Origin of the sequence: Ruegeria lacuscaerulensis (assembly GCF_013031245.1) — a bacterium.
In the GTDB taxonomy this organism is placed as follows: domain Bacteria; phylum Pseudomonadota; class Alphaproteobacteria; order Rhodobacterales; family Rhodobacteraceae; genus Ruegeria; species Ruegeria lacuscaerulensis_C.
Map to the genome: position 1 here is coordinate 33,796 of NZ_WPZL01000004.1, position 24,743 is coordinate 58,538.

Here is a 24,743-nt window from a genome sequence, read left to right on the forward strand (position 1 = left end):
GTCCCCCGGTTCAGCGACGCTCGCGCGGGACGATCATCCTGGGGTCGGTGAGATTCCCGTCCTTGACCACGATCTGACCGTCGATCTCGATGGTGCAGTCCCGCATCGGCACGTCATAATGTCCGCGGGTCGTGCGTTTGCCGCCACCTTGCGAGTTCGGACCGGTCGAAAACAGAAAGTTGCCCGGAAAACAGCGCGAGGCCGCGCGGCTGCGTTCGGGCGCATCACCAAAAAGCGCGATGGAATCCCAGCGGCACTGCGGATTCAGGCCCCAGCCCAGATGCGACAGGGCATACGGATCACGATCGCCTTCGAATTCCTCACCGTCCTTCAGCCATTCACGCATCAGGGTCGCATCCAGCCCGCCCTCGATACTGACGACATGGCCGTCTTCGATGTCCAGATGGATCGGATCAACGACATAGCGGCAATATGGCAGTATGATGATGTCACCCGGCTGAATGACCACCTTGCCCCGGGCGCTGCCTTCGTTGGGGAAGGTGTGGATCAGACCGACGCCCCAGTGATCGAAGCGACCAGGCTTATCTGCCATGCCATATTAGCTCATCACCGGGTATTCCCCGCGCTCGTAGTACAGGTCCGTGCCCGCATTGCTGGTGACGCGGATTTTCGAGCATTTCTCATAGACATCGTGTGCGTGCAGTACGGCATCTTTCAAACCCGGCGGTGATTGAAGCTGTTCAAGATCGTCGGGTGCATCAATGATCATCTGCACCCGCACATTTTCGTCCATGACCTCTTTCAGCCACTTTGCGAACAACGGCACATGGAAGATCAGGATCATGTCGCACTGCTTGAGCGCATCCAGCGTGCCCTTGCATTTGCCAATGGTCGGTACGCCGACCTTGGTCCAGCCCGGGATCATATTCACGCACATTTCGTAGATATCCGCGCCCAACTCATCCGCCGCTGCAAACGCTGCCTGTATATATTCGCGCCGGGTCCCCAAGTCGGACACGATGGCAATCGTGTCACCGGGTTTAATCTTGCACAGTTCGAACTGTTTCCTGAACAGACCCGGCATTTTTCCCGGGTTCATTTCCTGACTGCGGATTGCGGATTCCATATCGTTTCTCCCTTGTCAGCGTCGCTGCGAGGTCAGAGCGTCTGCCCCACATCGTTTACCGAATGGTATTCGCTATAGTAAACGGGCGGCTGGACGTCCCTGTCAATAGCGAATACCATTCGGTATAGATTTTGTCTGTCGCGAAAAGGAAATCCTGTGAAGCTCAAGAGCCAGAAGGTGCATGACGCGATACTTAAAGCTGCTCGTGCAGAGTTCACCGAACGCGGCTATGTCAAGGCGACCATTTCAAAAATTGCCGCCAGCGCCGCGATTTCACCCTCAAACGTCTATGTCTACTTTCAGTCCAAGCTCGAGATCATGCTGGCGGTCTACGAGCCTTGGTTCAAAAGCAAGGTGAAGAGTTTTCTGGCACAACAGGACGTGACGGCCGAGACCGAGAACCGAATCCATGCCCTACTGACGGCGCTTTGGTCACAGATTCCCGGACGCCGCGAAGGTCTGACTACGCCGTTTATGCAGGCGCTTGCGATGGCAACGCCAGAGGAGAAATACAACCCCGAACTTTTGATCTGGACCGAGAACAAAATTGCCGAAGAATTGATCGAAATACTGGGTGCCGAAAGCCTGACCCGCGATCAGGCTCTTGCATACGCACATCTGATACTGATCACGTTCGATGGCGTGGCCCTGCGCCGCAATCTGCAAGGTCTGCCTGACAGATCGGCACGTATGGTACAGGAAATGGCTGCTTTGCTGGCGGGCATCAAAAAAACTTGACGATCAGGTCGCTTCAATCAGTATGGTTGCGCCCTGCCCTTCGCCCACGCGTATCGCGCAAGTCGCCTGGCGTTTGCGACAGAGTCACAGAGTCTCACTTTAGGGACTGTCAGATTGATTTCGAGAGATAAAGAATTGCATCGCACCACTGGTTAAGCTGCTGAACTGTTTGTGCAATCGTTCCAGTGATTGAATGCGGCTGTTCTTTTCTGGCGGTAGGATGCGCCGGAGAGTTTGTGGCGGCGGGGACGGAACTGGTTGGAAGTTACGTCATGCACTTGCAGGAATAGCTGCGCTTGTCAGGTTGATTTGAACCGGCCCTGTAATTTCTCTTGTTTCCGAGTGGGCCGGTGGGATCCTTCGATACGATTGTTCAACCCATTATGCGCCCGGTGATCCATGCCCAGCGCGAGCCTGCACAGGGCCGCGCTATAGCTGCGCAACTTGTCCGTCACGATGACCCGAGGCTTACCCCAAACCGGCCATCATATGAGCAAATATCCCATTATCGCTCCACCGCTTCCAACTATTTTAGAGGGACCTGCACGGGCCATACTTTCTCGGCGCATTTCGCCACCGTAAGTCGTTGCCATTGATGAAGATAATCCCGCTGAGGGAAGGTCGATCATCAACACCTGGATTGCCGTGGGACTTCGGGAAGAAGGGCTCAAGACGCACCATCTGCACAACGCTCAACCAGAAAAGATCAGACATGTTCACCGATCAGTTTTGTGACCCGTGAATCACGCACAAAGTTGGGAAACAATGAGTCGTGAGCCTAAGAACTCAGCAGTGCGAAGAGCTGCTCTATTGTAGGTTAATGCAAACCGCCTTCCCATTTTTCGTAGTGAAGAAGTCGGAAAGACGGTGGCGACGGATTCGGCTGCAATCAAATTTCAAAATTCACGAAGCAATGTAGGTTGGTCGGTCAACTCCCAATCAAAGGCAACGTACCGCGAGGTGTCCGTTCATTAAGAAGCACTGGTCAATACTTCGACGACTGACACAGAGATCGAGGCATTAGCCATGAAGAAGAACCCATTCACTAACCGCGTTTCCAGTTTATCGGGACCTGCGCGGGACATTTTGCCTGTTACGCCTTCTGACACCACCGACTTGTCGCAAGTTGCAATCAGTCTTTACGTCGAAACGGGCGGCACGCTGGTTGTAACCACTGTACCGGGTAGAAAACGCTTTGTTGAAGTGGACGATTTTTCGATCCTACCCGTTGGAGCAACGCGTGTGCATGCAAGCGGCACGACAGCAACAGGCATTCACTCTATGGTGCTGGCATGAAGCTGACGCGAGATATTTCAATTACGTCACGGCAAAGCCGCCGGAAGTCGAATGCAACATTGTCGCTCGACTTTGCAAGACAAGTTTATCGCCGATCCGGCGCTCCGATTTCGTTAAACTCAGTTCTGAGCTTCTCGCGCGCAACTCCCGCCACGCTAATAGGCGCAACAGGTGTGATTGAGACAGCAGGCATTGATACTCTCCGTCGCGATCACGTCCTTGGAACGGGCTTATTCCGTGGAGTGCTTTTCGAACCCGAAGCGACAAACCTTCTTCACTATTCGAACAGTTTCACCCATCAGGACTGGTATGGTCATTGGTCCAAGCCAAGTTTTTCTGTTGGTCTGACAGCACCGGATGGCAGCAGTACCGCGATGGGTTGGAACTGCACCGAAACAACTGGCGGGTTGGACGGCCTGCGCGGCGGGCTCGTCATGAAGGATGAAAGTGTCGCCGGAACATCGACCGTCAGTATCTGGCTTCGGGCCAGCGCACCGGTAGCACTGCGTTTTGGTCAGTCTGACGGGAACTCGGAAATCATTAATGTGACCACAGATTGGCAGCGGTTCACCTATACTGAAGTACTGCCTAATGCGCAGGACCGGATCTTTGTACTCAGCGAGACCGAGGGCGCGGACATTGACATCGAAATCTGGGGCGCCCAGGTAGAGATTGGCTCGAAGGAAACCACAATCATACCTACCGATGGGAGCGCAGCGAGTCGCAGCGCGGATGTCGCAGGTCTCAGCGGTACCAACGGCACGTTTGATGTCACACTCACTTATGACGATGACAGCCAGGACACGCTTTTAGCCCAAAGCATCGGCGAAGGTTGGTGGCCGGTTCTGCGTCGGAACCATCTGAAGCATATTCTGATCGAGTGAGGCGGTTAGGCGACAGCTGTGGCAAGTGCTTTGAAGTTCTCCAATGACGAAATTCTGATGGTATAGCTAAATCACGTCGCAGCCGAAAAGCGTCACCAGGATTGGTTGCGGTCGTTGTTGTACATGGCAGCAACCGCTCCATTCACAGCCTGGCCTTCTGCGCTGCACGCAACGCAGGTCATTCATGCCCTTTTACGACAAAGTAGTATGATAGGAGCAATCACCAACAAAATTTGCCAGATGAACTCTGCCACGCTTTGGAGCGACCCACGTGTTATGAACAGCATATTCCCAGCAATCACAACAGACGCAAAGTAGGGGATCGTCGCCGAGGGATTTGAGCGAAGCGACCGATCAATCCGTGAAATCAGAATGCCTAAGTACAGAATCAATACCGCGCCCAACAAATGGAAGTTCAAATAGGCTTCTCCAAAAAGTGGCATCGAGAGATTAGTATTGGAGCTGCCGAGCCATTCCGAAACGATTGTGCCTGAGTGTGCTGGTTTTTCTGGCCAAAGTTTACGCGGTACAAACGCTAAGGAGCTATTGATTAACCCTGCCCCCCAAAAGTGCCCAAATTCCTGGGCCCAATAGACCGCGTGCATCATTGATTGATACCCGTCAAAATCACCTCCGGCAAAAAACTCACGCCATGCACCGGATGAAATTCGATCCCACTGCCGCGAAGTACGGCTAAGCACGCTTACGAGCGGGTAAATCAGTATCGACCCTCCCAACATTGCTAAGAATGCAAGTAGCTTCGCCCGAGTACTGTTGAGCGGAAAAAATAGCAAAAGGAAAGAAGATACAAATCCAATTAGTCGCCACCGTGCTGAGTTTATTGGATTAACAAAGACAAACAAAGTTATCACCATAATTATGAATAGCCAAAGGAATATGCGCCGATTATTGGGATGAGGGTCATTTCGAGCATTAAATCCTGCCACGAGAGTAAGACCAAAGAGCAGCAATGAAACTCTCTTGAAGACACCAAAACGCGGACCTGCACTGTTTGAAAGTGTATCTTCGATCAGAATTCTTGGCGTCGTTATGATGTCTAGCCCCACCCAAGCATAGATCAAAAGGACCAGAAAATAACCACCAATCAGAAGTGGAAAAGATCGCTTTGCAGAGACACCCATTCTTGGCCGTGTAGTGGAAGGCGCGCGAACTCGCATTCCGTAAATTATCCCAATATGTAAGCAAATACTGAATACAAGACACATAAGCGACGTGCTACGAAGTAACTCTTGCGAAAGCACTCTATACGCGATAGGCCAAGGGTAAATTCCGATTGCCGTATAGATTAGCGCTGGGAAAAGCGCGCCGAAGGCGAAATAAAACGAAACTTGGATTGTCGCGAATCCGGCATTTGGGTGAGTAATATAGTAATAGATTGCGAACAAATTTATCGCGAAAGCGCTACCGAGGTACAAAAAATGAACGTCCGACAGAATTACGCTGTTTAATAATACCCAATTCAAAATCGCCACTGTGCCGATTGATAAAATTATCATTAAAGCAAAGTTGAATAAAGCGTGGCGGTTATGGGGCGAAATTTCGGTCATTTTTCTAACTATAGATGTACGAAGTCATTTCAGCACGAGACATGCGTTTAACACCGTTCACGCTGATTGAACATAGTTCTTCTGAAGTTGTGTTTTATAACCTCTGTTCGGCAGTTAACTAGTGAGAAATAAGTGCGAATTCTGATCATCTTAAATGAGTCCGCGGTGGAGAGAGGCACTTATCACTTTTCCCAAAATTAGGGCGTGCTGTGCCTGTACTTTGATGCGAAAGTTCAGTAGAAGCCGCCAGGGATCCACGCCTCTTCCAGCTTGCAACTTAGATCTTAACTACTTGAGGTTAAATTGAAAATTAGACAGATCTTTCTTGCAGATCTAAATAATGACCAGACAATTTCCTAAGCCGTCGCACAGCCCTGTTCCAAGCATTTCATGGACGCGCTGAGACAGAAACCGCCATCAGGCATACCATGACGTTTCCAACGAACCTCTTCAAAGTCACCTTCCTTGCGCTGCTCGTAAAATTGGCAAGTGCGCCTCTGAACTATCTTATGCTGATCGCTCTGGCGCGGGCCATGGATCTGGAGGGGTACGGAGTCTTTGCGTTTGGGTTTTCGGCAGCTTTGATTCTTGGGCAAATTGCACTCATGGGGCAGAACCAGTTGGTGTTGCGCGTGCTGCCCGCCAACGCCGATCCTGCGCAAGAACCTATACGCAATGCGGCCATTGCCTATGGTCTGCGCAACGTCCTTCGGTCAGGAATTGTGCTTTCACTGGTCTTTGCGGTTTACAGCCTGACGACCGAGGAAAGCTGGTCGATGCTGGCAGCTACGCTGATGATTGTACCCATTGCGTTTGCCGAGTTCCAATCGAGCGTTTTGCGAACGCGAAACCGTGTTATTGGTGCGCTCGCTCCGCGGGACATACTGTGGCGTCTCAGCGTGATCGGTGTGGCGGGTCTGGTGATCTTGGGCGTCCTGCCGCCGCTCGAGCCGGTGTGGGCCTTTCTGCTTTGCGCCGGGACGCTGGTGTTTTGGCTTGTGGTGCAATCTGGCATCGACCCGGCAACACGCTACTTTGAGGTTTTAAAGCGGCGCGGCACGCCGCTGACGCAGAATTGGTGGGACATGACCAGAAGCTTCTGGCTGGCCTCGGTAGTGATCGTCTCGGGCCCCAACCTGGCTGTGGTGGCGATTGGTTTGGTCATGACTCCAGATCAGACCGCGCCGTTCTTTGCTGCGCTCAAAACGGCGCAATTGATGACGCTACTGCTTTTGGCGGCCAACCTCGCGGCAACACCCCTGATTTCGCGCGCCTATGCAGAGGGCGAACATGATACCGTGCGGAAAATCTGTCAGTTCGTCTCTGCCGCGGCAGGGGGGTTTGCCGCCTTGGGCCTGATGGCGTTCTGGGTTTTTGGAGGGCTTGCTCTGAGCCTGTTCGGGCCGGATTACGCGGTGGCCAAGCCCGAACTCCTGGTTCTTTCTTTTGGTTTCGCCATCAGCGCAGCGGGGGGTCTTAATGGAATCCTGATGCAGATGACGGGGCAGGAAAAATCCTTTGCGCGGCTTTCGCTGATCTGGAATGCCGTTGGACTGGCCGCATTGATCCCCGTGGTTTGGGTCTTTGGCACTCTGGGAGCCGCCTGGGCCGTGGCGCTGACAACGATTGCCTGGAATGTCCATGCCTGGGTACTGTGCCGAAGCAGGATTGGAATTGACCCAAGTCTCTTGGGCTTTGTCCTTCCGGCCCCTCAACTTCCGATAAAGGATTGAAAACATGTCAGACCGGACCAAGCGTGTCGTCCTGGTGATGGATTACGGAGACATCCGCGGCGGGCTGGAAAAAGTTTGCATCGAGAGTGCTCTGGCGTTGAAAGAGACCGGCAAGGAAGTGGTGTTTTTCTGTGGGGTTGCCCCAGTGGATAAACGCCTTGAGGAGGCTGGGATCAGCGTCACTTGCCTGGGTGTTCAGGATATCGGATCGGACAGGTCCAAACTCCGCGCGGCGGCAACTGGGCTTTGGAACGTGGCTGCCGCGCGTGAGCTGGACCGGGTTATCCGCGACACAGACGATTTGGATGGAACTGTCGTGCACATCCACGGCTGGACCAAAAGTTTGTCGAGCGCCATCGGGCAGATTGTGACTGCGCCGGATATTCGGCACGTATTCACGATGCATGAATATTTCTTTGCATGTCCAAATGGTGGCTTTTACGATTATCAGGCCAACGAAATTTGCCAAAGACCTGCCTTGGGCCTTGGGTGCCTGACCACGAACTGTGATGTTCGGCACCCTTTACACAAAGGCTATCGGATGCTTCGGCAAGTTGTGCAAAAGGGCCGTGGCGGCCTACCGCCCCGGGTCAGAAACATAATCTACATCAGCGAATTGCAGAAAGAGGTCATGCAGCCCTATTTCCCGGCTTCAACCGTCTTCCGGCAGGTTGCCAACCCTGCCGTGAGCCATAAGCGTTCGCCGGTTCAGGTGGCGGGAAACAAAGAGTTCTACTTTGTCGGCAGACTCGTCGAGTCCAAGGGAGCTTTGGAGTTTGCTTTGGCAGCCCGCGATGCGGGCATTCCGGCGGTGTTTGTCGGTGATGGGCCGCTACGCGGCGCCATTGAAGCGGCCAACCCGTCGGCAACCATTCTGGGTTGGCAAAACGCCAGTGAAGTAATGGAGCATCTGCACCGCGCCCGAGCTCTGGTTTTCCCCAGCAAGTGGTATGAATGCCAACCGCTGGTTCCGATCGAGGCGCAGGCTCTTGGCATCCCCGTTATCTGCGGAAATTGGTGCGCAGCTCGCGAGAGCGTCGCTCATGAGGAAACCGGCCTGCATATCCGTTCACTGGATGAAAACGGTGGGTTCCAGGACGCTCTGGCCCGGCTTTCATCGGCTGAATATGCCGCTCAGCTGGGCCGCGCAGCCTATGAGCGCTATTGGAGCGATCCCCTCACTATGAAGCGTCACCTGGACCGGCTTCTATCTGCGTATGAGCAGATCCGAACACGGCAAGAAATGGACGACGACTGCCTAACTGACGGCACGGTGCAAGCCTCGCAGAGTTGAACGGCCTAGCCCAACTCCAGATGCTGACGCAATAGTTCCTTGTCCGTGTCGCTGACCTGCTCCGTGTTGGGCTTAAAGTAAACCGCTTTCAGTTTGCGCTTTAAACTGACGGGCAGCAGTTGACGCAGATGAGTTTTGAGGCCCGAGGTCATCAGGAAGGCGTTAAGAGCTTTGAAACGCGGCGCGTCGCCTGCGTTCTGGCTGTCGACGGCCGTGTCAAATTGGCCGGGATCAATTTCAAGAAATGCAGCAACCTGCGCCAGCGTAGCGTCGACATTGCTGACCAAATCCTCAAAGGTGAGTTCCAGCAGATTGTCCGGGCCAAAGACTTCGCGGTATCTGTAAACGGCGTCGTCGTACCGGCTTTGACGCAGAAGGAAACGGCCCGGCAACGGCGTTTCTCCGCTGGCTTCCGCCTGAATCTCCTCGCGCAATGACCTTGTGGTGCGGCCGGTGCGTGTGGCCAGGCGGTAGTGCGACAGCGCGCGCGCCACCGGGTTCCGGGTCAGCAGGATGACCTTGGCATCGGGCGCGTGGTCGCGGATACTTTGTGCGGCTTCCGGGCAATGCAGGTAGGTTGTTGAGGCATCCATGCGCCAGCGGGCTGCCAGCCCCTGAAACAAGTAGTCATAATGCTCAGACTCTCGAAATATCGCAAATTGCATCACCTTGGCGGATCGCTGGGCCACATAGCGGGCCGGGTCCACGTCGTTCAGATGGTGCCTGGCAACGTAATCGGCCGGAAACTCATGCTGAGAAAAGAAATTGGGTTCCTTGATTGTCGGCAGGTCCACGTCCGGGTGGGACGCCAGCCATGCAGATAGTTGCGTCGAGCCAGACCTTGGCGCCGCGACGAGGAAAAGATTGGAAGTCATTGCAAAGTCACTCTCAAATCTGGGTGGTCCCGGCGTTGCAGACGGTTTGCTTGCGCCCGACGGGCACCGTACAGATCCTGCAGCCCGCGCAACGCACCGGCACTGAAACCGATATGGATTACTATTGCCAGAAGTGCGGCCAGCCCCCAGACCGAAGAAGGCACAGCGGGCCGTGCGCACTGCGCACCGTGCCAAGCCAGGAAGAAGACAAGCGCAATATAGCTGGCAGGTATTACTAGTGCCCAGGGCGTTACCAACGCAATCATTGCAGACAGCACCAGAATCGGCGCAATTGCCATAGGCAACAGTTGACGTTTACCCAGCCTTTCCCTGTGCTTCACGGCTGTCCAGACGCGGTATCGCCCGTTGCGGAAAAACTGCTTGAAAGAGCCTCTCAAGGTCGGGCGCGGAAAATAGTCGATGGCGGCATCGTCCTCGAGGAAAATCCGCCCATCCGCACGGACAAGGCGCAGGTCAAATTCGGCATCTTCATTAGCCGCAAACTCGGGGTCATAGCCGCCGACCCGGGCAAAATCCTCGACCCTGAACAGGGCGTGATGCCCGTGCTCGACCCACCCCCTGAAACCTTCGGCGCGATGGTGCGCGCCCCCATTGCCAAGCCAGGTCGAGAACAGAAACCTGGCCGCATTCTGAACCCTGTTTCCGCCTTGCGTGCGCATCGTCACAACCACACTGTTGGCGTTCGTCTTCTGCGCTGTGGCACATAGTTTCGAGATGAAGTCACTGGGGTATCTGGCGTGGAGATCAGCCCTCACCAGAAACTCGGCTCCACGTTCGATAGCGATCCCGGCGGCCATGTTCATGGCGTGGGCCTGTAACCGGTGAACATTGTGTACGATTTCGACCCGATCACCGAAGGCGGCGCGCACTTCTTCCTGAGTGCCGTCCGTGCTGCCTCCATCAAGCAACAGGATGTCGAAATCAGCAGCCCTTTTGTCATCAAGCAAAGAGGTAATGGCCTCAACGGCCCGGTTGGCTTCGTTCAGGCAAGGGCATGCCACGACTATTTTGCGGGTTGAGGTGTCTGTCGGCATCTTGTGACTTATGCAGGTCCGGAAAGTAAAATTGTGTTTTGGTCAAGGACTTTAAGGGTCTCATCATTAGTTCGAAGCAAAAATTTCTCGCGCTTCCAAACTCCACCTATTTCAAAGCAGCTGCTTCATAGAAATGCCTCAAGAAGATTTCAATTACATCGCCAATTCACTTGGTGATAATGAATTCGCTCATCCGTTACCATAGGTAGATTCAGCCTCCAATGGCCACGCTACATCACCTCCATCGCGAAGACTTATGCTAACAAGTCTGTTTGCCGACATTTGGAGCAACTTCGAGAGCTGTCGGGCTCCAGTGCTTTGTCCCGCCGGTCACCGTGCTTTAGTCTGGCACGTCTCCTCTAGAAGGCCGTTCCCAGATCGAACCCGTCGCCGGCCTGGACAGGACCGCACCGCGCATCGGTTCCAACATTTGCAGCGATGTGCGAACGCACTCCGGCCCATCACGGTTGCGCGGCCAGTTCCAGCATCTCATGATGCCTGAGCTCGGCCTGCCCTTTCACCCGCTTCACAAACGGCGCGGGCAGATCGGGGCCAATTGCGGCCTGATACCTCCGACAGGATTTGTCACCGATCAATTCGGCGTATTTGACCCACGTACGGAACGCGAACACATCCCGCAGGCTGATCAGTAGTTTCGTTTTAGTGTGTGTCTGCGGCGGTGGAAGTTTCAGACGCCCGAAGTGCTTGTCCTCAACGTCCCGCCATCCGGCCGGAGTTTCAAAGCGGTTCTGATCTTCTGTCTCAGAATATTTGAACTCCGGGTATTCCAGACCGTACTCGGAGCAGCCGTGAGAGATTTTTGAATGCACACCCCGAATTCCAAATTTCGCCTGTATATCCTGAAACGCCGCTAGACTGGCTTTCACCTCGGCAATGCTTTCGCAAAAAATATAGGCTTTATACGGGAACTTGATACCGTCGCGCAGCTCGATCATGCATTTTCTGGCATTGTCACCCGGCAAGTCGAGATTGAGCAGCAGGAAATAGGTTTGGAACATCGCCTCGAGGTTTTCCGGCAGTATCTGAACCTTGTAGCAGTCGTGACACAGAGCTGGTATCACGCTGGTTTCCTTGAAGAACTTCAGCTTTTCCCCACAATATAGATGCTGCCCCTTTATGGTCATGACCTTGCCGGAAAAAACCTGCCCGATGGGTACGGCATGCTGGATCCGGGCAGAATTCAAGATGTCCAGCCATTGCCCATAGGCCTCGGCACTGCGCGCAGAGTCCAGAAAGGACTTTTGCCATCCGGGTTTCAGAGACCTGCCGATCCGGGTCTGTGCTTTGCCAAAAGCACCTGAAGGCGCGGCCCCGGGATCAGGCAATTCCAAAAGCGTGACCAGTTGCCGGATTGCTGGCAGGTCATTGGGTTTGTTCGCCACCCAATCTTCTAGTTTTTCCAACTGTGCTTGGCTTCGCACCCTGGCCTCCTGCTATGGGATGTCATGGTGATTGCGCTGATTGGCACTGTCGTCAACTGTATTGATCAGTAACCGAGACGCCGGGGCAGGATGCTGGGGGTGTGAAGCTGTGGTCAGGACACCGATTGTTCCGAAACAACCTCACCAAATCGGGTGAAGAATTTGCCTGAAAGCTTTTTGGCCGTCCCTGCGATCAGGCGGCTGCCCAACTGCGCGATCTTGCCGCCGACCTCGACCTTGGCAGTATAAGCCAGAACGGTTTCATCCCCATCTTCAGTAAGGGTGACTTCGGCACCGCCCTTGGCAAAACCTGCCGCCCCGCCTTTGCCTTCTCCGGTCAGGGAAAACCCGTCGGGCGCATTTGAATTGTTCAGCGTGACCTCACCGGCAAATTTCGCTTTGACCGGGCCGATCTTGAGAACAACTTTTGCCTCGAGCTCTTCGGGAGAGTTCTGGATCAGTTCCTCGCAACCCGGAATGCATTCCTTCAGGATTTCGGGATCATTCAGAGCCTGATATACAACATCCCGAGGTGCCGCGATGCGGATTTCGTCACTGAGTTCCATTCATGTTTCCTTCGTTCAACAACATCTTGGATAAACCAGAATTGCGGTCTCGGCAGCTTCTTCCGGAGTTTGTTCCGGACGAGACGGCCAAAGGGCCTTTAGGCGGTTAAGCACGTTTTTCATCATCAGACGCCTCCTTCCTCTTGTCGGTGTTCCGCCACAACACGATCTCGGCAAGGATCGACAGGGCGATTTCGTGCGGGTCAATCGCGTGTATATCCAGCCCAGCCGGGGATTTAAGCTGTGCAGCGCGTACCGGGTCCAGCCCCTGAGTGATGAGTTTCGCCGTCAGCGTATCAGCCTTTCGGCGGCTGGCCACCATAGAAACGTGGATCGCATCGGTTTGCAGGGCGGCTTTCAGGGCGTCCGCGTCCCCGCGCCCCTGCGAGGCCACGACAACGAAATCCCGCGCTTCGATACCCAACTGAGTGATCGCGCCGGGCGCGAACGTCTCATAGCCAACGTTGCCTTCAGCCCCTTCAGTGACGCAGATGCGAAAACCGGCCAGTGCACCATGCGTAGCCAGCGCCGTGGCGATTGGCGACTCGCCAAAGATCACCAAACGGGGGGCATGTTGATACGGCTCCACCAGCAGATCGACTGTACCACCCGAAGGACATCCGCTTTTGAAGGTCTGCACCCCGTCAGGATCGATCATGTTCACCACCCTTTCCGACGGTTTGACCCGGATCATCTGCGGCGCACCGCTGGCCAATGCCTGAAGAGCCGAAGTTCGCACCGCGCGCTGGACGCAGGCCCCGCCGAGATGGCCTAGAATACGTCCGTCTTTGGTGACCGCGGCCTTTCCCCCGGCCTTGGCCGAGGTCGCATTCGCCGTGCGCAAAACCGTTGCCACACAGAAGGCTTCATCCGTCTGACGCAGCTGTTCGATGGTGTCGAATATGTCGAAATTTGCCATGTCAGATTCCTTTCACAGCTTTCGAAATTGCGGTTCCAGCGCTGCCAGCGCTGCCAGCGTATTGGCGGGCAGATGTGCGTCCAGATAGGGTTCAGCCGCCTGCATCGCGGCTGCGACGGGCTTATAGTCGCGCCAGCCTTTCAGAGGGTTCAGCCAGACGATCCGCCGGACTTTGCGCCGGATGCGCGCCAGCACATCGCCCAGCGCCTGCGGGTCGGAACTGCAATAGCCATCGGACAGGATCAGTACGACCGTCCGCCCGTTCAGCGCCCGCGCGCCATAGCCGGTCAGAAAACTATCCAGACTGCCTGAAATATCGGTGCCACCGCCAAACCCTTCGGCCATCAGCGACAACCGACCAGCGGCACGCAAAGTGTCGTGGTCGCGGAGTGCATCGGTGACGCGCATCAGGCGCGTATGGAAAAGATATGCATCCGCTTCGGTTCCGCTGCCGATCAAACCTTTGAGAAAGGCCAGAAACACGCGCGAATAGACGGTCATCGAACCACTAACGTCACATAGGGCGACGATCCGCATCGGGCGCGGCGGACGGGCGCGACGATACAGGTCCATCGGCTCTCCACCACGCGCCAGACAGGCGCGTTGTATCCGCCGCATATCCAACGCGGGACCGCGCAGCGCCTGTTTACGCCTGCGGGACCGACGGTCCCGAATGGCGCGCGCCAAGATCATTGCAGCTTTTTCCGCCTGCTTCAGAGCCTCTTCATCAATCACCTCGCGCAAATCCCGACGCGACAGGTTGGCCGCACGGGTCGCAATCAGCTTCCCGTCTCTCCCCGCGGCCTCCCCGTCGCCCGGATCAGGCGCGGCGACCTGATCCGTATCGGATTCTGTTTCCTGAGCTTCCCCGGTCTGCTTCTGCCAGATCATCGGTTTGGCGGATTGCACACGGACATGTTCGGTTGACGCCGTTTCTGCGCGTTGTTTCCCGGCGTTGAACCAAAAGGCATCGAACAGTTCATCAAACCGGCGCCAGTCGTCAGCGTCGCCCGCAAGCAGGACGCACAGGGCTTGCCGAGCCTGTTTGGCATCCGTCGCCTCAACGGTCGTCAAGGCGGCCAGCGCATCGGCGGTTTCCGCAGGCCCGACACGCATCCCGTTCATCCGCAGATGCGCAATGAAACCGGACATGCGATCTGCCAGACCGGCGGCACGGGAGGGAAACCGGGTGACCCGCATCAGGCCACCTTGCCGATCAGCCGACCCATCACCTCAGGTGGGGCGGCATCATAGTCGGCTGCGGTTTTCAGCAAGCAGACAAGGGTTGCCTGCACTTCATCCCGGGATCGCGCCATATCGTTGACTCCAAGTCCCGACAGCGCGGCCGCCCAATCCAGCATCTCGGCGATGCCGGGGGTTTTCTCCAGATCTTCTTTGCGCAGCGCCTGCACGACACCGATGATCTGGCGTGCCAACAACCCTTCGATCTGAGGCATGTGGGCGCGCAAAATGGCCAGTTCGGTTTCACGCGGCGGGTAATCGAGGAAGCTGTACAGGCACCTGCGGCGCAATGCGTCCGACAGGTCCCGGGTCCCATTCGCCGTCAGGATCACGATGGGCCGCGAACGCGCTTTGATGGTACCAAGCTCGGGGATGGTGATCTGAAAGTCTGAGAGTATCTCAAGCAGGTAGGCTTCGAATTCCTCGTCCGCGCGGTCGATTTCATCGATCAACAGGACGGGCGGCTCGTCTTCAGTGATCGCCTCCAGCAAGGGGCGTTTGAGCAGGTAGGCATCGGTGAACAGCTGTGCCTCGCTGGTTCCGCCCTGGGCCTCGCTGGCGCGAATGGCCAAAAGCTGGCGCTGATAGTTCCACTCATAAATGGCATGGCTGGCGTCCAGACCTTCGTAGCATTGCAACCGGATCAGGCGTGCGTCCCGTTGGGCAGCCAGCGCCTTGGCGACTTCGGTCTTGCCAACGCCAGCCGGGCCTTCCAGCAGTAGTGGACGGCCCAGCGTCTGCGCCAGATGCAGCGCCATCGCCAGGCGGTCGTCGGCGACATAGCCCACTTGCGCAAGTCCCTGCTGAATGTCCTGCAAGCTCATGCCATTCTCCCGAATTGCCGCCGCGCCGAGTTCCGGCACGGCGGCCTGTCGTTTCAGCCGTGCATTCCGAGACCGTTGGCGATCTTCCAAATGCGCCAATGATCATGCGGCATGTGGCTCTGAACAAGGCCAAATGGCCGGAATGCATCATGCACAGCGTTCGAGAATGCGGGCACGCCGCCCACATTCGGGCTTTCGCCCACACCTTTGGCGCCGATCGGGTGGTGTGGCGAGGGGGTCACCGTGTGATCGGTGGTGTAGTTGGGCGTCTCCCATGCGGTCGGCAGGAAAAAATCCATCAGGGTGGCGGTCTTGACATTGCCCATCTCGTCATAGGCAATCTCCTGCCCCATCGCGATGGCCAGCGCTTCGGTTACGCCTCCATGGACCTGCCCCTCGATGATCATCGGGTTGATCCGGGTACCGCAATCATCCAGCGCATAAAACTGCCGAACCTCCCATTCGCCGGTATCCACGTCGATCTCCATGACACAGATATAGGCCCCAAACGGGTAAGTCATATTCGGCGGGTCGTAGTAGCTGACCGCCTCCAGACCGGGTTCTAACCCCGGAATAGCCTGGTTATAGGCGGCGAAGGCAATTTCCTTCATGGTCTTGAACCGCTCGGGCGCGCCTTTGACCGTGAACCGATCCACGTCCCATTCGACGTCGTTGTCGTGGACCTCCAGCAGATAGGCCGCGATCATCTGGGCCTTGGCGCGGATCTTGCGCGCGGCCATTGCCGTCGCCGCTCCGGCCACGGGCGTCGACCGTGACCCATAGGTCCCAAGCCCATACGGCGCTGTGTCCGTGTCACCTTCCTCCAGCGTGATGTCATCGGCGGGCAGTCCGATCTCACTGGCGATGATCTGGGCAAAGGTCGTGGCATGTCCCTGACCCTGACTGATGGTTCCCAGTCGCGCGATGGCGGATCCGGTCGGATGTATTCGGATCTCACACGAATCGAACATGCCCAGCCCGAGGATATCGCAGTTCTTCACCGGGCCGGCCCCAACAATTTCGGTGAAATGCGTCAAACCGATCCCCAGCAGTTTGCGGGTTTTACCGGCTTTGAAATCCTCGATCCGCTGCGCCTGTTCCGCCCGCAGACCTTCGTAATCCACTGCCTTCAGCGCCTTGTCCCATGCGGTGTGATAATCGCCCGAGTCATATTCCCAGCCCAGCGCCGACTGATACGGGAACTGATCGGCCCTGATGAAGTTGATCCGGCGCAGCTCGGCCGCGTCCATGTTCAGCTTGATGGCCAGAACCTCAATCATCCGTTCGATGAAATACGCAGCCTCGGTCACCCGGAACGAGCACCGATAGGCCACCCCTCCCGGTGCCTTGTTGGTATAGACACCGTCCACGGCCAGATAGGCGGTGGGGATGTCGTATGACCCGGTACAGATGTTCATGAACCCCGCGGGGAACTTGGTCGGGTCGGCACAGGCGTCAAATCCTCCGTGATCCGCCGTTGTATGACACCACAATCCGGTGATCTTGCCATCCTTGGTGGCGGCGATCTTGCCCTGCATCCAGTAATCACGGGCAAAGGCGGTGGACATCAGGTTTTCCATCCGGTTCTCGACCCATTTCACCGGCTTGCCGGTGACAATCGATGCGACAACCGAGCAGACATAGCCCGCATAAGCGCCCACCTTGTTGCCAAACCCGCCGCCGATATCCGGGCTGATGACGCGGATATTGTGCTCGGCCAGACCAGAGATCAGTGAAACAACGGTGCGGATCGCATGCGGAGCCTGAAAGGTTCCATACAGCGTCAGCTTGCCGGTCACCTTGTCCATGCTGGCCACGGACCCGCAGGTTTCCAACGGGCAGGGATGGGTGCGGTGATAATAGATCATCTCTTCAGCCACCACATCGGCCTCGGCCAATACGGCCTCGGTCGCATCCTTGTCGCCCTGTTCCCATGTGAAGATGTGGTTGTGATGTTTCCGGGGGCCGTGCGCGCCCTCGGTCTGGCCTTCAAGGTCCTCGCGCAAAACAACATCGGATTTCAGCGCTTCGAACGGGTCGGTGATGACGGGCAGTTCTTCGTATTCCACCTCGACCAGTTCGACGGCGTCCGCCGCGATATACCGGTCCTCGGCTACCACAAAGGCCACCTCTTGGCCCTGGAACAGCACCTTGCCATCGGCCAGAACCATCTGCTTGTCACCCGCCAGGGTCGGCATCCAGTGCAGGCCCAGCGGCGACAGGTCTTCGGCGGTCAGCACCGCTACAACACCGGGCATGGCCAGCGCGGCCTCTTTGTTCACACTGACAACGCGGGCATGGGCATAGGGTGAGCGGACAAAAGCGCCGAACAGCATCCCGTCCAGCTTGATGTCGTCGACATAGTTGCCTTTGCCCTGAGTTAAGCGCACGTCCTCAACACGCTTGCGGGCGCAGCCCATCCCTTTGAGATTGGCGGCACGTTCTTCGGGGGTCAGAGCCTGGTCGTTCATTCCGCAGCCTCCTTCTGAGCGTTCAGCACGTCGGCAGCAGCCGAGATCGCCTTGACGATGTTCTGATACCCCGTGCAGCGACACAGGTTGCCGGACATGCCAAAGCGAATTTCTTCCTCGGTCGGATTGGGGTTCTCCTGCAGCAGGCGATGCGCGCGGGTGATCATGCCGGGTGTGCAGAAACCGCATTGCAGCCCGTGATGTTCACGGAACATCTCTTGCAATACGCCCAGGCTGCCATCGTCATTGGTCAGCCCTTCGACTGTGGTGACATCGGCCCCATTCACCTGCGCCACAAAGACTGTGCAGGATTTGACCGACTTGCCGTCGATATCCACGGTGCAGGCCCCGCAATGGCTGGTTTCGCAGCCGATATGCGGGCCGGTGATATTCAGGTCTTCCCGCAGGAAATGAATGAGCAGCGTGCGCGGCTCGGCCAGACCTTCGATCTCTTTGCCGTTCACGGTGAGTTTAACGTGCATCTTCGACATTGTTCCCTCCCCTCAGCCCGCGCGGCTTTGCGCGCGGTTGATGGCGCGGCGCAGCATCACGGCGGCCACGTGTTTCTTGAATTCGACGGGGCCGCGGTTGTCGGCCACCGGATCGATCGCGTCGAGCATCGCGGCCACGCAACCGTCCACATCGCCGTTGGCCAGCGCAGTGCTGGCCCCTTCGGACCAGACCGGCGTGTCGGCCAGGTTGGTCATCGCCACCGAGGCCTGACCGTTGCCGACCATCACCGCTGCGGCCGCCGTGGCATAATCCCCGATCTTGCGCTTTTGCTTCTCATAAGCTTGCCCGACACCGGCACCCGGTATGGGGATGGAAATCCGGGTCAGGATTTCTTCGTCTTCGCGAGCAGTGAAATAGGCGGCTTCGTAAAAGTCCCGCGCCGCGACACTGCGGGTTCCATCCGGACCGAAAAGCTCAAATGTCGCGTTCAAACATTGCATCAGCCCCGGAATGTCATTGCCCGGATCACCATTTGCGACATTGCCGCCAACGGTGCCCACATAGCGCACCTGCGGATCCGCGATCTGCAAAGCGGCCTCACGGATCAGCGGAATTGCGGCGGCCAACCCCTCGTTGGTAATCAACTCGTGCTGTGTAACCATCGCGCCCAGCGAAACGGCGTCGGCACCCAGCTCAATTCCCTTCAACTCGTTTATGGCCTGAAGGTCGACCAGATGACTCATCTCGGCCATGCGCAGCTTCATCATCGGGATCAGGCTGTGCCCGCCCGCAATCACGCGCGCCTCATCTCCGTGTTCCTGTAGAATGCCGATGGCCGATGCGATGTCGCCTGGCCGGTGATACTCGAATCCGGCTGGTATCATGTTTTTCCTCCCTGGGTCCGCGCGATATGCCTTGGGGACCCGGGGTCAGAAAAACGGCGACTTCTTTATGCCTTCCAGCAAGAGGAAACGGGGCGCGCAGCTTGTTTCACGAAATGCGAATAAGCTGCACGAGATGCGATCAAAGACCCAGCGCGCTGCGGATGTCAGTCAGGCGGGACCGGCTGACCGGCACTTTTTTCAGGGCATCCACGCCGTCGAAAAAGCAGGTGCCGTTATCCTTGTGCCGCTCGAAGCTTGAGACATGTTTGGGATTCACCAGATAGCTGCGATGGGCCCTCAGAAACCCGTCTGGTGACAGGCGCGTTTCCGCCTCGGTGATCGACCATGGGCAGAACAGCTTCTCAACCCCCATGTAAAGCACGGTATAGTGCCCTTCGGCCCGGATTGCGGCGATGCGCGCGGGTTCGGCAAAAAAGGTCTGTCCTTCTCGCTCGAACGGGACACCGGCCCGCAAAGCTGTCGTGGGTTCTGGTTCGAAGGCGTCAGGCCGTGTGTCCGAGGCGTCAGACCCGATGAAGGTGATCCCGGTCAAAAGGAACGCGCCGCAGATCAGGAACACTGCCACCGTGACCCCCATCGCCAATACCTGATTGTTCAGCGCGGGTCCGGCCCCTCCGGCGCTGTCGCTGGCGACAAAATCGGTCAGTCCAGCGGCCACGAAATGCATCGTGAAGACCGCCAACCCAAAACATGCTGTCCCTAGCAGAATGTTGCGCTGCGTTCGGTTGTCATAGGCCACCCAGATCGCCAGTACGGACAGCACGACTGAGGCGAGTGTCGAAATCGCCACGTCCCAGGCAGTATAGACCGGGCGGCAAAGCTTCATCCCGGCCATGCCGACATAGTGCATTACGACGATTCCCAACCCCACAATCACTCCAGCGCCAACTACCGTTTGCATCGTCCGGGGGCGGAAATGCAAAAGCAGCAACGCCAGTCCGACCATCAAAATGGCGACCAAGGCAGAAATCAGAGTGATCAAGGCGTCGTAATAGAACAGGATGGGCAGTTGCAGGCCCAGCATCGCCACGAAATGCATCGACCAGATGCCGCCACCCAGAATGATCGCAGACAGAGCGACAACGAACTTACGCCTTTGGTCATCCAGTTTGGAGGCCCCGTGCGTCAGGTAAAGCCCGGTGAAACCGGCCATCAGCGCCACGGCCAGCGATGCCGCCACAAGCCAGGCGTTATGCGAATAGTCCAGCATTTGGGTTTGCGCGCCCTCCCCGACGCGAGGGCGACGTTAGCAAACAGATTTGATTGGGACAATTGACTGTTGGTCACGATTTGCAAGCGCTGCCCTTACCCGCGGACAGCACTCATTCGGCTCTGGCGCGAAGATCTTTGAAGGATGAATGCGATCTCATTATACCCATCTCTTCGGCGCGCTAGACGGAAGGTGGCAACAGATCCGTGGTGAAGCGGCTATCCGTTTTGCTGGTGGAACGCTATCCGTAAACGGTCAAATTACAACGCTTCTTCAAGCAGTCGGCACAGCTACCACCCGTAAATAGGGCGATAGACCAAGTGGACCGCGAGGGTGCAAAGGGCGATACCACAAAGATTGAGAAAAAGGCCCGCTCGCGCCATATCAGTGATTTTGAGATCAGGGTTTGAAAACACAATTGCATTTGGCGCCGTTGCGACTGGCATCATGAACGACATATTGGCGGCCAAGGCCGCTGGAACCGCCAATAATAGGGGGCTCCAACCGAAACCAACGGCAACGGCCGAAACCACCGGCAGAATAGTCGCGGCTGAGGCAGGGTTTGACATAATCTCTGTAAGAAAGACCATCATCGTGACAACCAGAAACAGCATCGCCAGAACCGAGATGTCTATTCCTGACACCTGTTCACCGATCCAGTCGGCGAGCCCGGTAATTTGAAACGCCAATGCTACGGCCAAGCCCCCGCCGATCAGGATCAGCACGTTCCAGGGCAACTTGACTGCGGTCTGCCAATCCAGAGCGAATTTCGTCATACCTGCGTTCACCGGGGTTGCAAAAAGCAGCAATGCGGCGATCAGGGCGACACCTGTATCCGTGATTGGCAATCCGGTTAAATACGTGATCTGGTCGCCGAATATCCATCCCGCCGCGGCCAGAACAAAGACCCCCGCGACCGTCTTTTCCGGACGCCCCATCGGCGGCAGCCGTTCGCGCTCGACACGGACGGCGTCAGCCAGATCGGTATCCGCCATGCCGTCGCAGCGAAACAGGACAAAACTCAGCAATGCCCAGGAAATGAGCAACATGACAACCGTCACTGGCAGGCCGATCATCAGCCAGTCGACGAATTCGACAGTGATGCCGTATTCGCCAGACATGATCGTCGCCAGCAACGCATTGACGGGCGACCCGATCAATGTCGCCATGCCTCCGATCGATGCGCTGTAAGCCACGGCAAGCATCAGGCCTACGGAAAACCGGCGTAGCTCGTCTGAAGGTTCTACCTTGCTTTTGATAAAATCCACGACAGAAAGCGCAACGGCGTACATCATGATTGTTGCCGCGGTATTTGTGATCCACATCGAAAGAAATGCGGTCGCAATCATGAAGCCGAGCGTCAGATTGCGCGGCCCCGTACCGGCCCTTGAAACGATTGCAAGCGCGATGCGCCGGTGGAGGCCAACAGATTCAATCGCCATGGCCAGCATGAACCCGCCCAAAAACAAAAATATCAGGGGATGGCCATAGGCTTGTGTAACCGTCCCGATCTCGGCAACTCCGGCCAGAGGCATGACGACAACGGGCAGTAAGGCTGTGGCCGCAAGTGGTATCGCCTCACTGAGCCACCAGGTAACCATCCAGGCAAGCAAGGCGAGCAACGTCCAGCTTGTCTCGGACATTCCGGCTGGTGGGTTAAACATGCGGATCAGAAAAAACAGGATCGGACCCGCCATAAGCGAGATTATTACGCGCCAGCGGGAACGAGCGGACCGGACTTGAATCTCCTGCATGATACCAACCTTCGGCGCAACAATTCACCGACGATGTTTCTACGCAGTACCGATGACCGCGCCCTGTGTCAGACTATGGCAAACATCTCGCTTGTGTCATCTGCAAGTTTCTTATTTGGGCGGTCAGTTCGAATGACCGGTTGCCCCACAGACGACTTTGTTGGCTTAAATCTCCATCTCGTCCATATCGGTCAGGTCTGTTTTGAGCAGTGATTTCAGCTTTGGTCGCCAAGTTTCAGTAAGGGCGTCTTCACGTGTCACCAGCGAAATGTTGCGGAACAAGGGCTGCGGCTCGCAGGGCAGGACAAGAACCTGGTCAGCACCGTAACGAATGACATCCGCCTTCGGCAAAAGCGCGTATCCGATCCCGTTTTTGACGCAGTTAACGATGGCTTCGATACTGTCCAGGATAATCACGTCACTGGATTTCAGTTGCATCTGATCGCAATATTGAGCGATCAGTTTCCCGATGCCCGACGACGGGATGAAATGCAGAAAAGGATGCGTCTGAGATAGCTCGATCAATCCCCCGGCCTTGCTGGGCAACGGCGCTGCAACCACCATTTCGTCGCGGATCAATGTTTCGCAGCAGAGCTCGAAAGTCGCGTCCGAGATTTCCGTTACGACGGCCGCATCCAGTTGGCCGGTTCGAACCTGTTCGCACAATGTTTCGGACAACCCGGTGCTTGTATGGAACATCGCCTTTGGGGCCAGCTGCTTTGCGGTCCTGAGAAAATTGGGCAGGATGCGGGCGCCGGCAGACGGGACAAACCCGATCCGGTAAGCCCCTGTCAATTCCCCGGTGGACACACAGCGCGATTTCAGGACCGAGAATGCATCGACAATAGTCCGGGCGTCCTGAGCCACCCGTATTCCCAATGGGGTCAGCTTGGGTGGCCGATACCTGCGATCAAACAATGAGGCGCCAAGTTCCTCTTCCAGAGATTTCATCTGCATGCTGACTGCAGACAGGGTCATGTTGCGGATCTCTGCAGTTCGCGAGAATGAACTGTGCTGCGCGATGGCAACCAGTGTCTCAAAGGCTGAAATTTGCATAAGTTCAATTAATCTTAATTTGATAGTAAAGTAAATTCGATTGAAAATAACATAGCCGCCCTCACATAATCTTGAGTATGAGGGAGGATGGCCCAATGCTCGATCAAGGCACCAAAACCTATCAGGAAATTGCCCGTGAATTGGCACCCGGCTTCGCAGAACGAGCGGGTCATTGGGACGAAACCCGCAACTACTGCTGGGAAAATGTGCGCGAACTGACCGACGCCGGACTAATGGGAATGACCATTCCAACAAAGTTCGGAGGTCCCGGGGCCTCGTACCTTGATGTTGTTCTGGCTGTCGAAGAAATTGCCAAAGCCTGCGCGTTAAGCGCCCGGATCGTGGTCGAGGCCAATATGGGTGGCATCAGTGCAATCATGGCTTACGGCACAGATGAACAACGTGCCTTTGTGGCCCCTCTTGTCCTTTCAGGGGATAAGCCAGCGATATGTATAACAGAGCCAAACGCGGGCAGCGCCGCCACTGAGATGCAGACAACGGCGCGGCGTGTCGACGGAAAATACCTGATCAATGGAACCAAGCATTGGATCACCGGAGGCGGCGTCTCCAGGCTCTATCTAATTTTTGCGCGTGTTCTGGATGAAGACGGAAACGATCAGGGCATAACCGGTTTTCTGGTTCACTACGATCCCGAAAACGGTATCTCTCCAAAAGGGTTCGATGTGGTTGGCCACGAACGGACCATGGGGCTTTGCGGGATGCCCGAAGCAGAACTTCGTTTTACCGATCTGGAAGTTGATGAGCGTTTCGCACTGATGACACCATCGGGGATCAAACGCGGCTTTGCGGATCTGATGACCGCCTATAACAGCCAGCGCGTCGGTGCCGGAACGGTTGCCATGGGAATTGCGTCAGGTGCGCTGGACCATGCGAAAAGATACCTGCGCGAGCGTCATCAGTTCGGCCGCCCGTTGCAGGAGTTTCAGGGTCTCCAGTGGATGTTTGCTGACATGGACACGGCGGTCCATGCGTCGCGCCTGATGCTGCACGAAGCCGCCCAGACGCTGGGGCCGACTGGGTTTCCCGACATGATGATGGCGGCCCGGGCAAAGGCATTTGCGTCCGAACAGGCAGTGAAAGTCGTTAATGACGCCCTGCAAATATTTGGCGCGCGTGGATACGGCGCTCAGGAGCCGATCGAAAGGATGTATCGTGACGTCCGTATGTTCACCATTGGCGGTGGAACGGCGCAGATATTGAAAACTCAGGTCGCGGGCGCTTTGCTGGGCATCAAAACGCCGCAGACCAGAGACGGGTACGCGAAACTGGCGGCCCGGTCTTCTGAACCGAGCGCTGCGGTCTGAAATACGGGCTTTTGCGGTTGAAGTTCTTTTACCCTCTCCAGGCTAC

20 protein-coding genes and 3 pseudogenes are annotated in these 24,743 nt (G+C 56.4%); 6 read left to right on the forward strand and 17 right to left on the reverse strand.

All coding sequences use genetic code 11. The features are described 5' to 3' along the window. Positions 1 to 10: 10 nt before the first annotated feature. Positions 11 to 1,087: pseudogene (locus GOX66_RS26450) on the reverse strand (2,5-dihydroxypyridine 5,6-dioxygenase NicX family protein). A 156-nt stretch (positions 1,088 to 1,243) separates the two neighbouring features. Here GOX66_RS26450 and GOX66_RS06625 point away from each other — a divergent pair. Beyond that, complete coding sequence (locus tag GOX66_RS06625; RefSeq protein ID WP_170760841.1) at positions 1,244 to 1,825, forward strand: TetR family transcriptional regulator; 582 nt, start codon at positions 1,244 to 1,246, stop codon at positions 1,823 to 1,825. 152 nt (positions 1,826 to 1,977) lie between these two features. On the opposite strand, the pseudogene GOX66_RS06630 reads toward GOX66_RS06625, so the two are convergent. Together GOX66_RS06630 and GOX66_RS06635 are read right to left on the reverse strand one after the other, a co-directional pair. Further along, positions 1,978 to 2,301, reverse strand: a pseudogene (locus GOX66_RS06630) (DDE-type integrase/transposase/recombinase); the annotation flags it as partial. A gap of 58 nt (positions 2,302 to 2,359) precedes the next feature. Beyond that, positions 2,360 to 2,539, reverse strand: a pseudogene (locus tag GOX66_RS06635) (IS5/IS1182 family transposase); the annotation flags it as partial. 312 nt (positions 2,540 to 2,851) lie between these two features. Here GOX66_RS06635 and GOX66_RS06640 point away from each other — a divergent pair. Both GOX66_RS06640 and GOX66_RS06645 read left to right on the forward strand, forming a co-directional pair. Continuing rightward, on the forward strand, positions 2,852 to 3,121 hold the full coding sequence (locus GOX66_RS06640) for a spike base protein, RCAP_Rcc01079 family (RefSeq protein ID WP_170760844.1): 270 nt from the start codon (positions 2,852 to 2,854) through the stop codon (positions 3,119 to 3,121). Positions 3,122 to 3,294: 173 nt separating this feature from the next. Continuing rightward, the gene (locus GOX66_RS06645; RefSeq protein WP_170760847.1) at positions 3,295 to 4,005 is read left to right on the forward strand and encodes a phage head spike fiber domain-containing protein; all 711 of its coding nucleotides are present in this window, start codon (positions 3,295 to 3,297) and stop codon (positions 4,003 to 4,005) included. Positions 4,006 to 4,187: 182 nt separating this feature from the next. On the opposite strand, the gene GOX66_RS06650 is transcribed toward GOX66_RS06645, so the two are convergent. Then, positions 4,188 to 5,573 carry a hypothetical protein gene (locus tag GOX66_RS06650; protein ID WP_170760849.1) on the reverse strand — a complete coding sequence of 462 codons (1,386 nt, stop codon included), beginning with the start codon at positions 5,571 to 5,573 and terminating at the stop codon, positions 4,188 to 4,190. A 428-nt stretch (positions 5,574 to 6,001) separates the two neighbouring features. Here GOX66_RS06650 and GOX66_RS06655 point away from each other — a divergent pair, with 428 nt between their 5' ends. Further along, a complete protein-coding gene (locus tag GOX66_RS06655; protein WP_170760852.1) occupies positions 6,002 to 7,306 on the forward strand; it encodes a lipopolysaccharide biosynthesis protein in 1,305 nt (434 codons plus the stop codon). Between the two features lie 4 nt (positions 7,307 to 7,310). Then, entirely contained in the window at positions 7,311 to 8,600 is a 1,290-nt protein-coding gene (locus GOX66_RS06660; RefSeq protein ID WP_170760855.1) for a glycosyltransferase family 4 protein, read from the forward strand. A 5-nt stretch (positions 8,601 to 8,605) separates the two neighbouring features. Here GOX66_RS06660 and GOX66_RS06665 read toward each other — a convergent pair whose 3' ends face one another. The 13 genes from GOX66_RS06665 to GOX66_RS06725 form a co-directional block, all read right to left on the reverse strand. Continuing rightward, the gene (locus GOX66_RS06665) at positions 8,606 to 9,475 is read right to left on the reverse strand and encodes a sulfotransferase family protein (RefSeq protein ID WP_170760857.1); all 870 of its coding nucleotides are present in this window, start codon (positions 9,473 to 9,475) and stop codon (positions 8,606 to 8,608) included. Then, positions 9,472 to 10,530, reverse strand: coding sequence for a glycosyltransferase (locus GOX66_RS06670; RefSeq protein ID WP_170760860.1), 1,059 nt, complete (start codon positions 10,528 to 10,530; stop codon positions 9,472 to 9,474). The genes GOX66_RS06665 and GOX66_RS06670 overlap by 4 nt, the downstream gene beginning before the upstream one ends. A 461-nt stretch (positions 10,531 to 10,991) precedes the next feature. Beyond that, positions 10,992 to 11,972 carry a hypothetical protein gene (locus GOX66_RS06675; protein ID WP_170760862.1) on the reverse strand — a complete coding sequence of 327 codons (981 nt, stop codon included), beginning with the start codon at positions 11,970 to 11,972 and terminating at the stop codon, positions 10,992 to 10,994. A 113-nt stretch (positions 11,973 to 12,085) separates the two neighbouring features. Beyond that, positions 12,086 to 12,538, reverse strand: a complete 453-nt coding sequence (locus GOX66_RS06680; RefSeq protein WP_170760865.1) for an SRPBCC family protein — start codon at positions 12,536 to 12,538, stop codon at positions 12,086 to 12,088. Positions 12,539 to 12,644: 106 nt separating this feature from the next. Beyond that, positions 12,645 to 13,457, reverse strand: coding sequence for an XdhC family protein (locus tag GOX66_RS06685; RefSeq protein ID WP_170760868.1), 813 nt, complete (start codon positions 13,455 to 13,457; stop codon positions 12,645 to 12,647). 12 nt (positions 13,458 to 13,469) lie between these two features. Continuing rightward, positions 13,470 to 14,657 carry a vWA domain-containing protein gene (locus tag GOX66_RS06690; protein WP_170760870.1) on the reverse strand — a complete coding sequence of 396 codons (1,188 nt, stop codon included), beginning with the start codon at positions 14,655 to 14,657 and terminating at the stop codon, positions 13,470 to 13,472. Beyond that, positions 14,657 to 15,523 (reverse strand): AAA family ATPase, encoded by an 867-nt coding sequence (locus tag GOX66_RS06695; protein ID WP_170760873.1) that lies wholly within the window; start codon positions 15,521 to 15,523, stop codon positions 14,657 to 14,659. The genes GOX66_RS06690 and GOX66_RS06695 overlap by 1 nt, the downstream gene beginning before the upstream one ends. 53 nt (positions 15,524 to 15,576) lie before the next feature. Next, on the reverse strand, positions 15,577 to 17,994 hold the full coding sequence (locus GOX66_RS06700) for an aerobic carbon-monoxide dehydrogenase large subunit (protein WP_170760875.1): 2,418 nt from the start codon (positions 17,992 to 17,994) through the stop codon (positions 15,577 to 15,579). Further along, entirely contained in the window at positions 17,991 to 18,485 is a 495-nt protein-coding gene (locus tag GOX66_RS06705; protein WP_170760878.1) for a (2Fe-2S)-binding protein, read from the reverse strand. Before GOX66_RS06705 ends, GOX66_RS06700 begins: the two co-directional genes overlap by 4 nt. A gap of 12 nt (positions 18,486 to 18,497) precedes the next feature. After that, a complete protein-coding gene (locus tag GOX66_RS06710) occupies positions 18,498 to 19,331 on the reverse strand; it encodes an FAD binding domain-containing protein (RefSeq protein ID WP_170760880.1) in 834 nt (277 codons plus the stop codon). Positions 19,332 to 19,470: 139 nt separating this feature from the next. After that, positions 19,471 to 20,562 (reverse strand): MHYT domain-containing protein, encoded by a 1,092-nt coding sequence (locus tag GOX66_RS06715; RefSeq protein ID WP_170760883.1) that lies wholly within the window; start codon positions 20,560 to 20,562, stop codon positions 19,471 to 19,473. A gap of 290 nt (positions 20,563 to 20,852) precedes the next feature. Beyond that, complete coding sequence (locus GOX66_RS06720; RefSeq protein WP_170760886.1) at positions 20,853 to 22,316, reverse strand: SLC13 family permease; 1,464 nt, start codon at positions 22,314 to 22,316, stop codon at positions 20,853 to 20,855. A 165-nt stretch (positions 22,317 to 22,481) separates the two neighbouring features. Next, entirely contained in the window at positions 22,482 to 23,372 is an 891-nt protein-coding gene (locus GOX66_RS06725; RefSeq protein ID WP_170760889.1) for a LysR family transcriptional regulator, read from the reverse strand. 95 nt (positions 23,373 to 23,467) lie between these two features. Between GOX66_RS06725 and acdA the strand changes: the two genes are divergently transcribed. Beyond that, positions 23,468 to 24,697 carry a 3-sulfinopropanoyl-CoA desulfinase gene (gene acdA, locus GOX66_RS06730; RefSeq protein ID WP_170760891.1) on the forward strand — a complete coding sequence of 410 codons (1,230 nt, stop codon included), beginning with the start codon at positions 23,468 to 23,470 and terminating at the stop codon, positions 24,695 to 24,697. Positions 24,698 to 24,743 lie beyond the last annotated feature (46 nt).

Excerpts from the sequence above, each read along its gene's own strand:
- GOX66_RS06680 (WP_170760865.1), bottom strand. The coding sequence starts at position 12,538 with ATGGAACTCAGTGACGAAATCCGCATCGCGGCACCTCGGGATGTTGTA.
- GOX66_RS06705 (WP_170760878.1), bottom strand. The coding sequence starts at position 18,485 with ATGTCGAAGATGCACGTTAAACTCACCGTGAACGGCAAAGAGATCGAA.
- GOX66_RS06650 (WP_170760849.1), bottom strand. The coding sequence starts at position 5,573 with ATGACCGAAATTTCGCCCCATAACCGCCACGCTTTATTCAACTTTGCT.
- GOX66_RS06725 (WP_170760889.1), bottom strand. The coding sequence starts at position 23,372 with ATGCAAATTTCAGCCTTTGAGACACTGGTTGCCATCGCGCAGCACAGT.
- acdA (WP_170760891.1), top strand. The coding sequence starts at position 23,468 with ATGCTCGATCAAGGCACCAAAACCTATCAGGAAATTGCCCGTGAATTG.
- GOX66_RS06660 (WP_170760855.1), top strand. The coding sequence starts at position 7,311 with ATGTCAGACCGGACCAAGCGTGTCGTCCTGGTGATGGATTACGGAGAC.
- GOX66_RS06710 (WP_170760880.1), bottom strand. The coding sequence starts at position 19,331 with ATGATACCAGCCGGATTCGAGTATCACCGGCCAGGCGACATCGCATCG.
- GOX66_RS06655 (WP_170760852.1), top strand. The coding sequence starts at position 6,002 with ATGACGTTTCCAACGAACCTCTTCAAAGTCACCTTCCTTGCGCTGCTC.
- GOX66_RS06695 (WP_170760873.1), bottom strand. The coding sequence starts at position 15,523 with ATGAGCTTGCAGGACATTCAGCAGGGACTTGCGCAAGTGGGCTATGTC.
- GOX66_RS06670 (WP_170760860.1), bottom strand. The coding sequence starts at position 10,530 with ATGCCGACAGACACCTCAACCCGCAAAATAGTCGTGGCATGCCCTTGC.
- GOX66_RS06665 (WP_170760857.1), bottom strand. The coding sequence starts at position 9,475 with ATGACTTCCAATCTTTTCCTCGTCGCGGCGCCAAGGTCTGGCTCGACG.
- GOX66_RS06720 (WP_170760886.1), bottom strand. The coding sequence starts at position 22,316 with ATGCAGGAGATTCAAGTCCGGTCCGCTCGTTCCCGCTGGCGCGTAATA.
- GOX66_RS06690 (WP_170760870.1), bottom strand. The coding sequence starts at position 14,657 with ATGCGGGTCACCCGGTTTCCCTCCCGTGCCGCCGGTCTGGCAGATCGC.
- GOX66_RS06685 (WP_170760868.1), bottom strand. The coding sequence starts at position 13,457 with ATGGCAAATTTCGACATATTCGACACCATCGAACAGCTGCGTCAGACG.
- GOX66_RS06715 (WP_170760883.1), bottom strand. The coding sequence starts at position 20,562 with ATGCTGGACTATTCGCATAACGCCTGGCTTGTGGCGGCATCGCTGGCC.
- GOX66_RS06640 (WP_170760844.1), top strand. The coding sequence starts at position 2,852 with ATGAAGAAGAACCCATTCACTAACCGCGTTTCCAGTTTATCGGGACCT.
- GOX66_RS06700 (WP_170760875.1), bottom strand. The coding sequence starts at position 17,994 with ATGAACGACCAGGCTCTGACCCCCGAAGAACGTGCCGCCAATCTCAAA.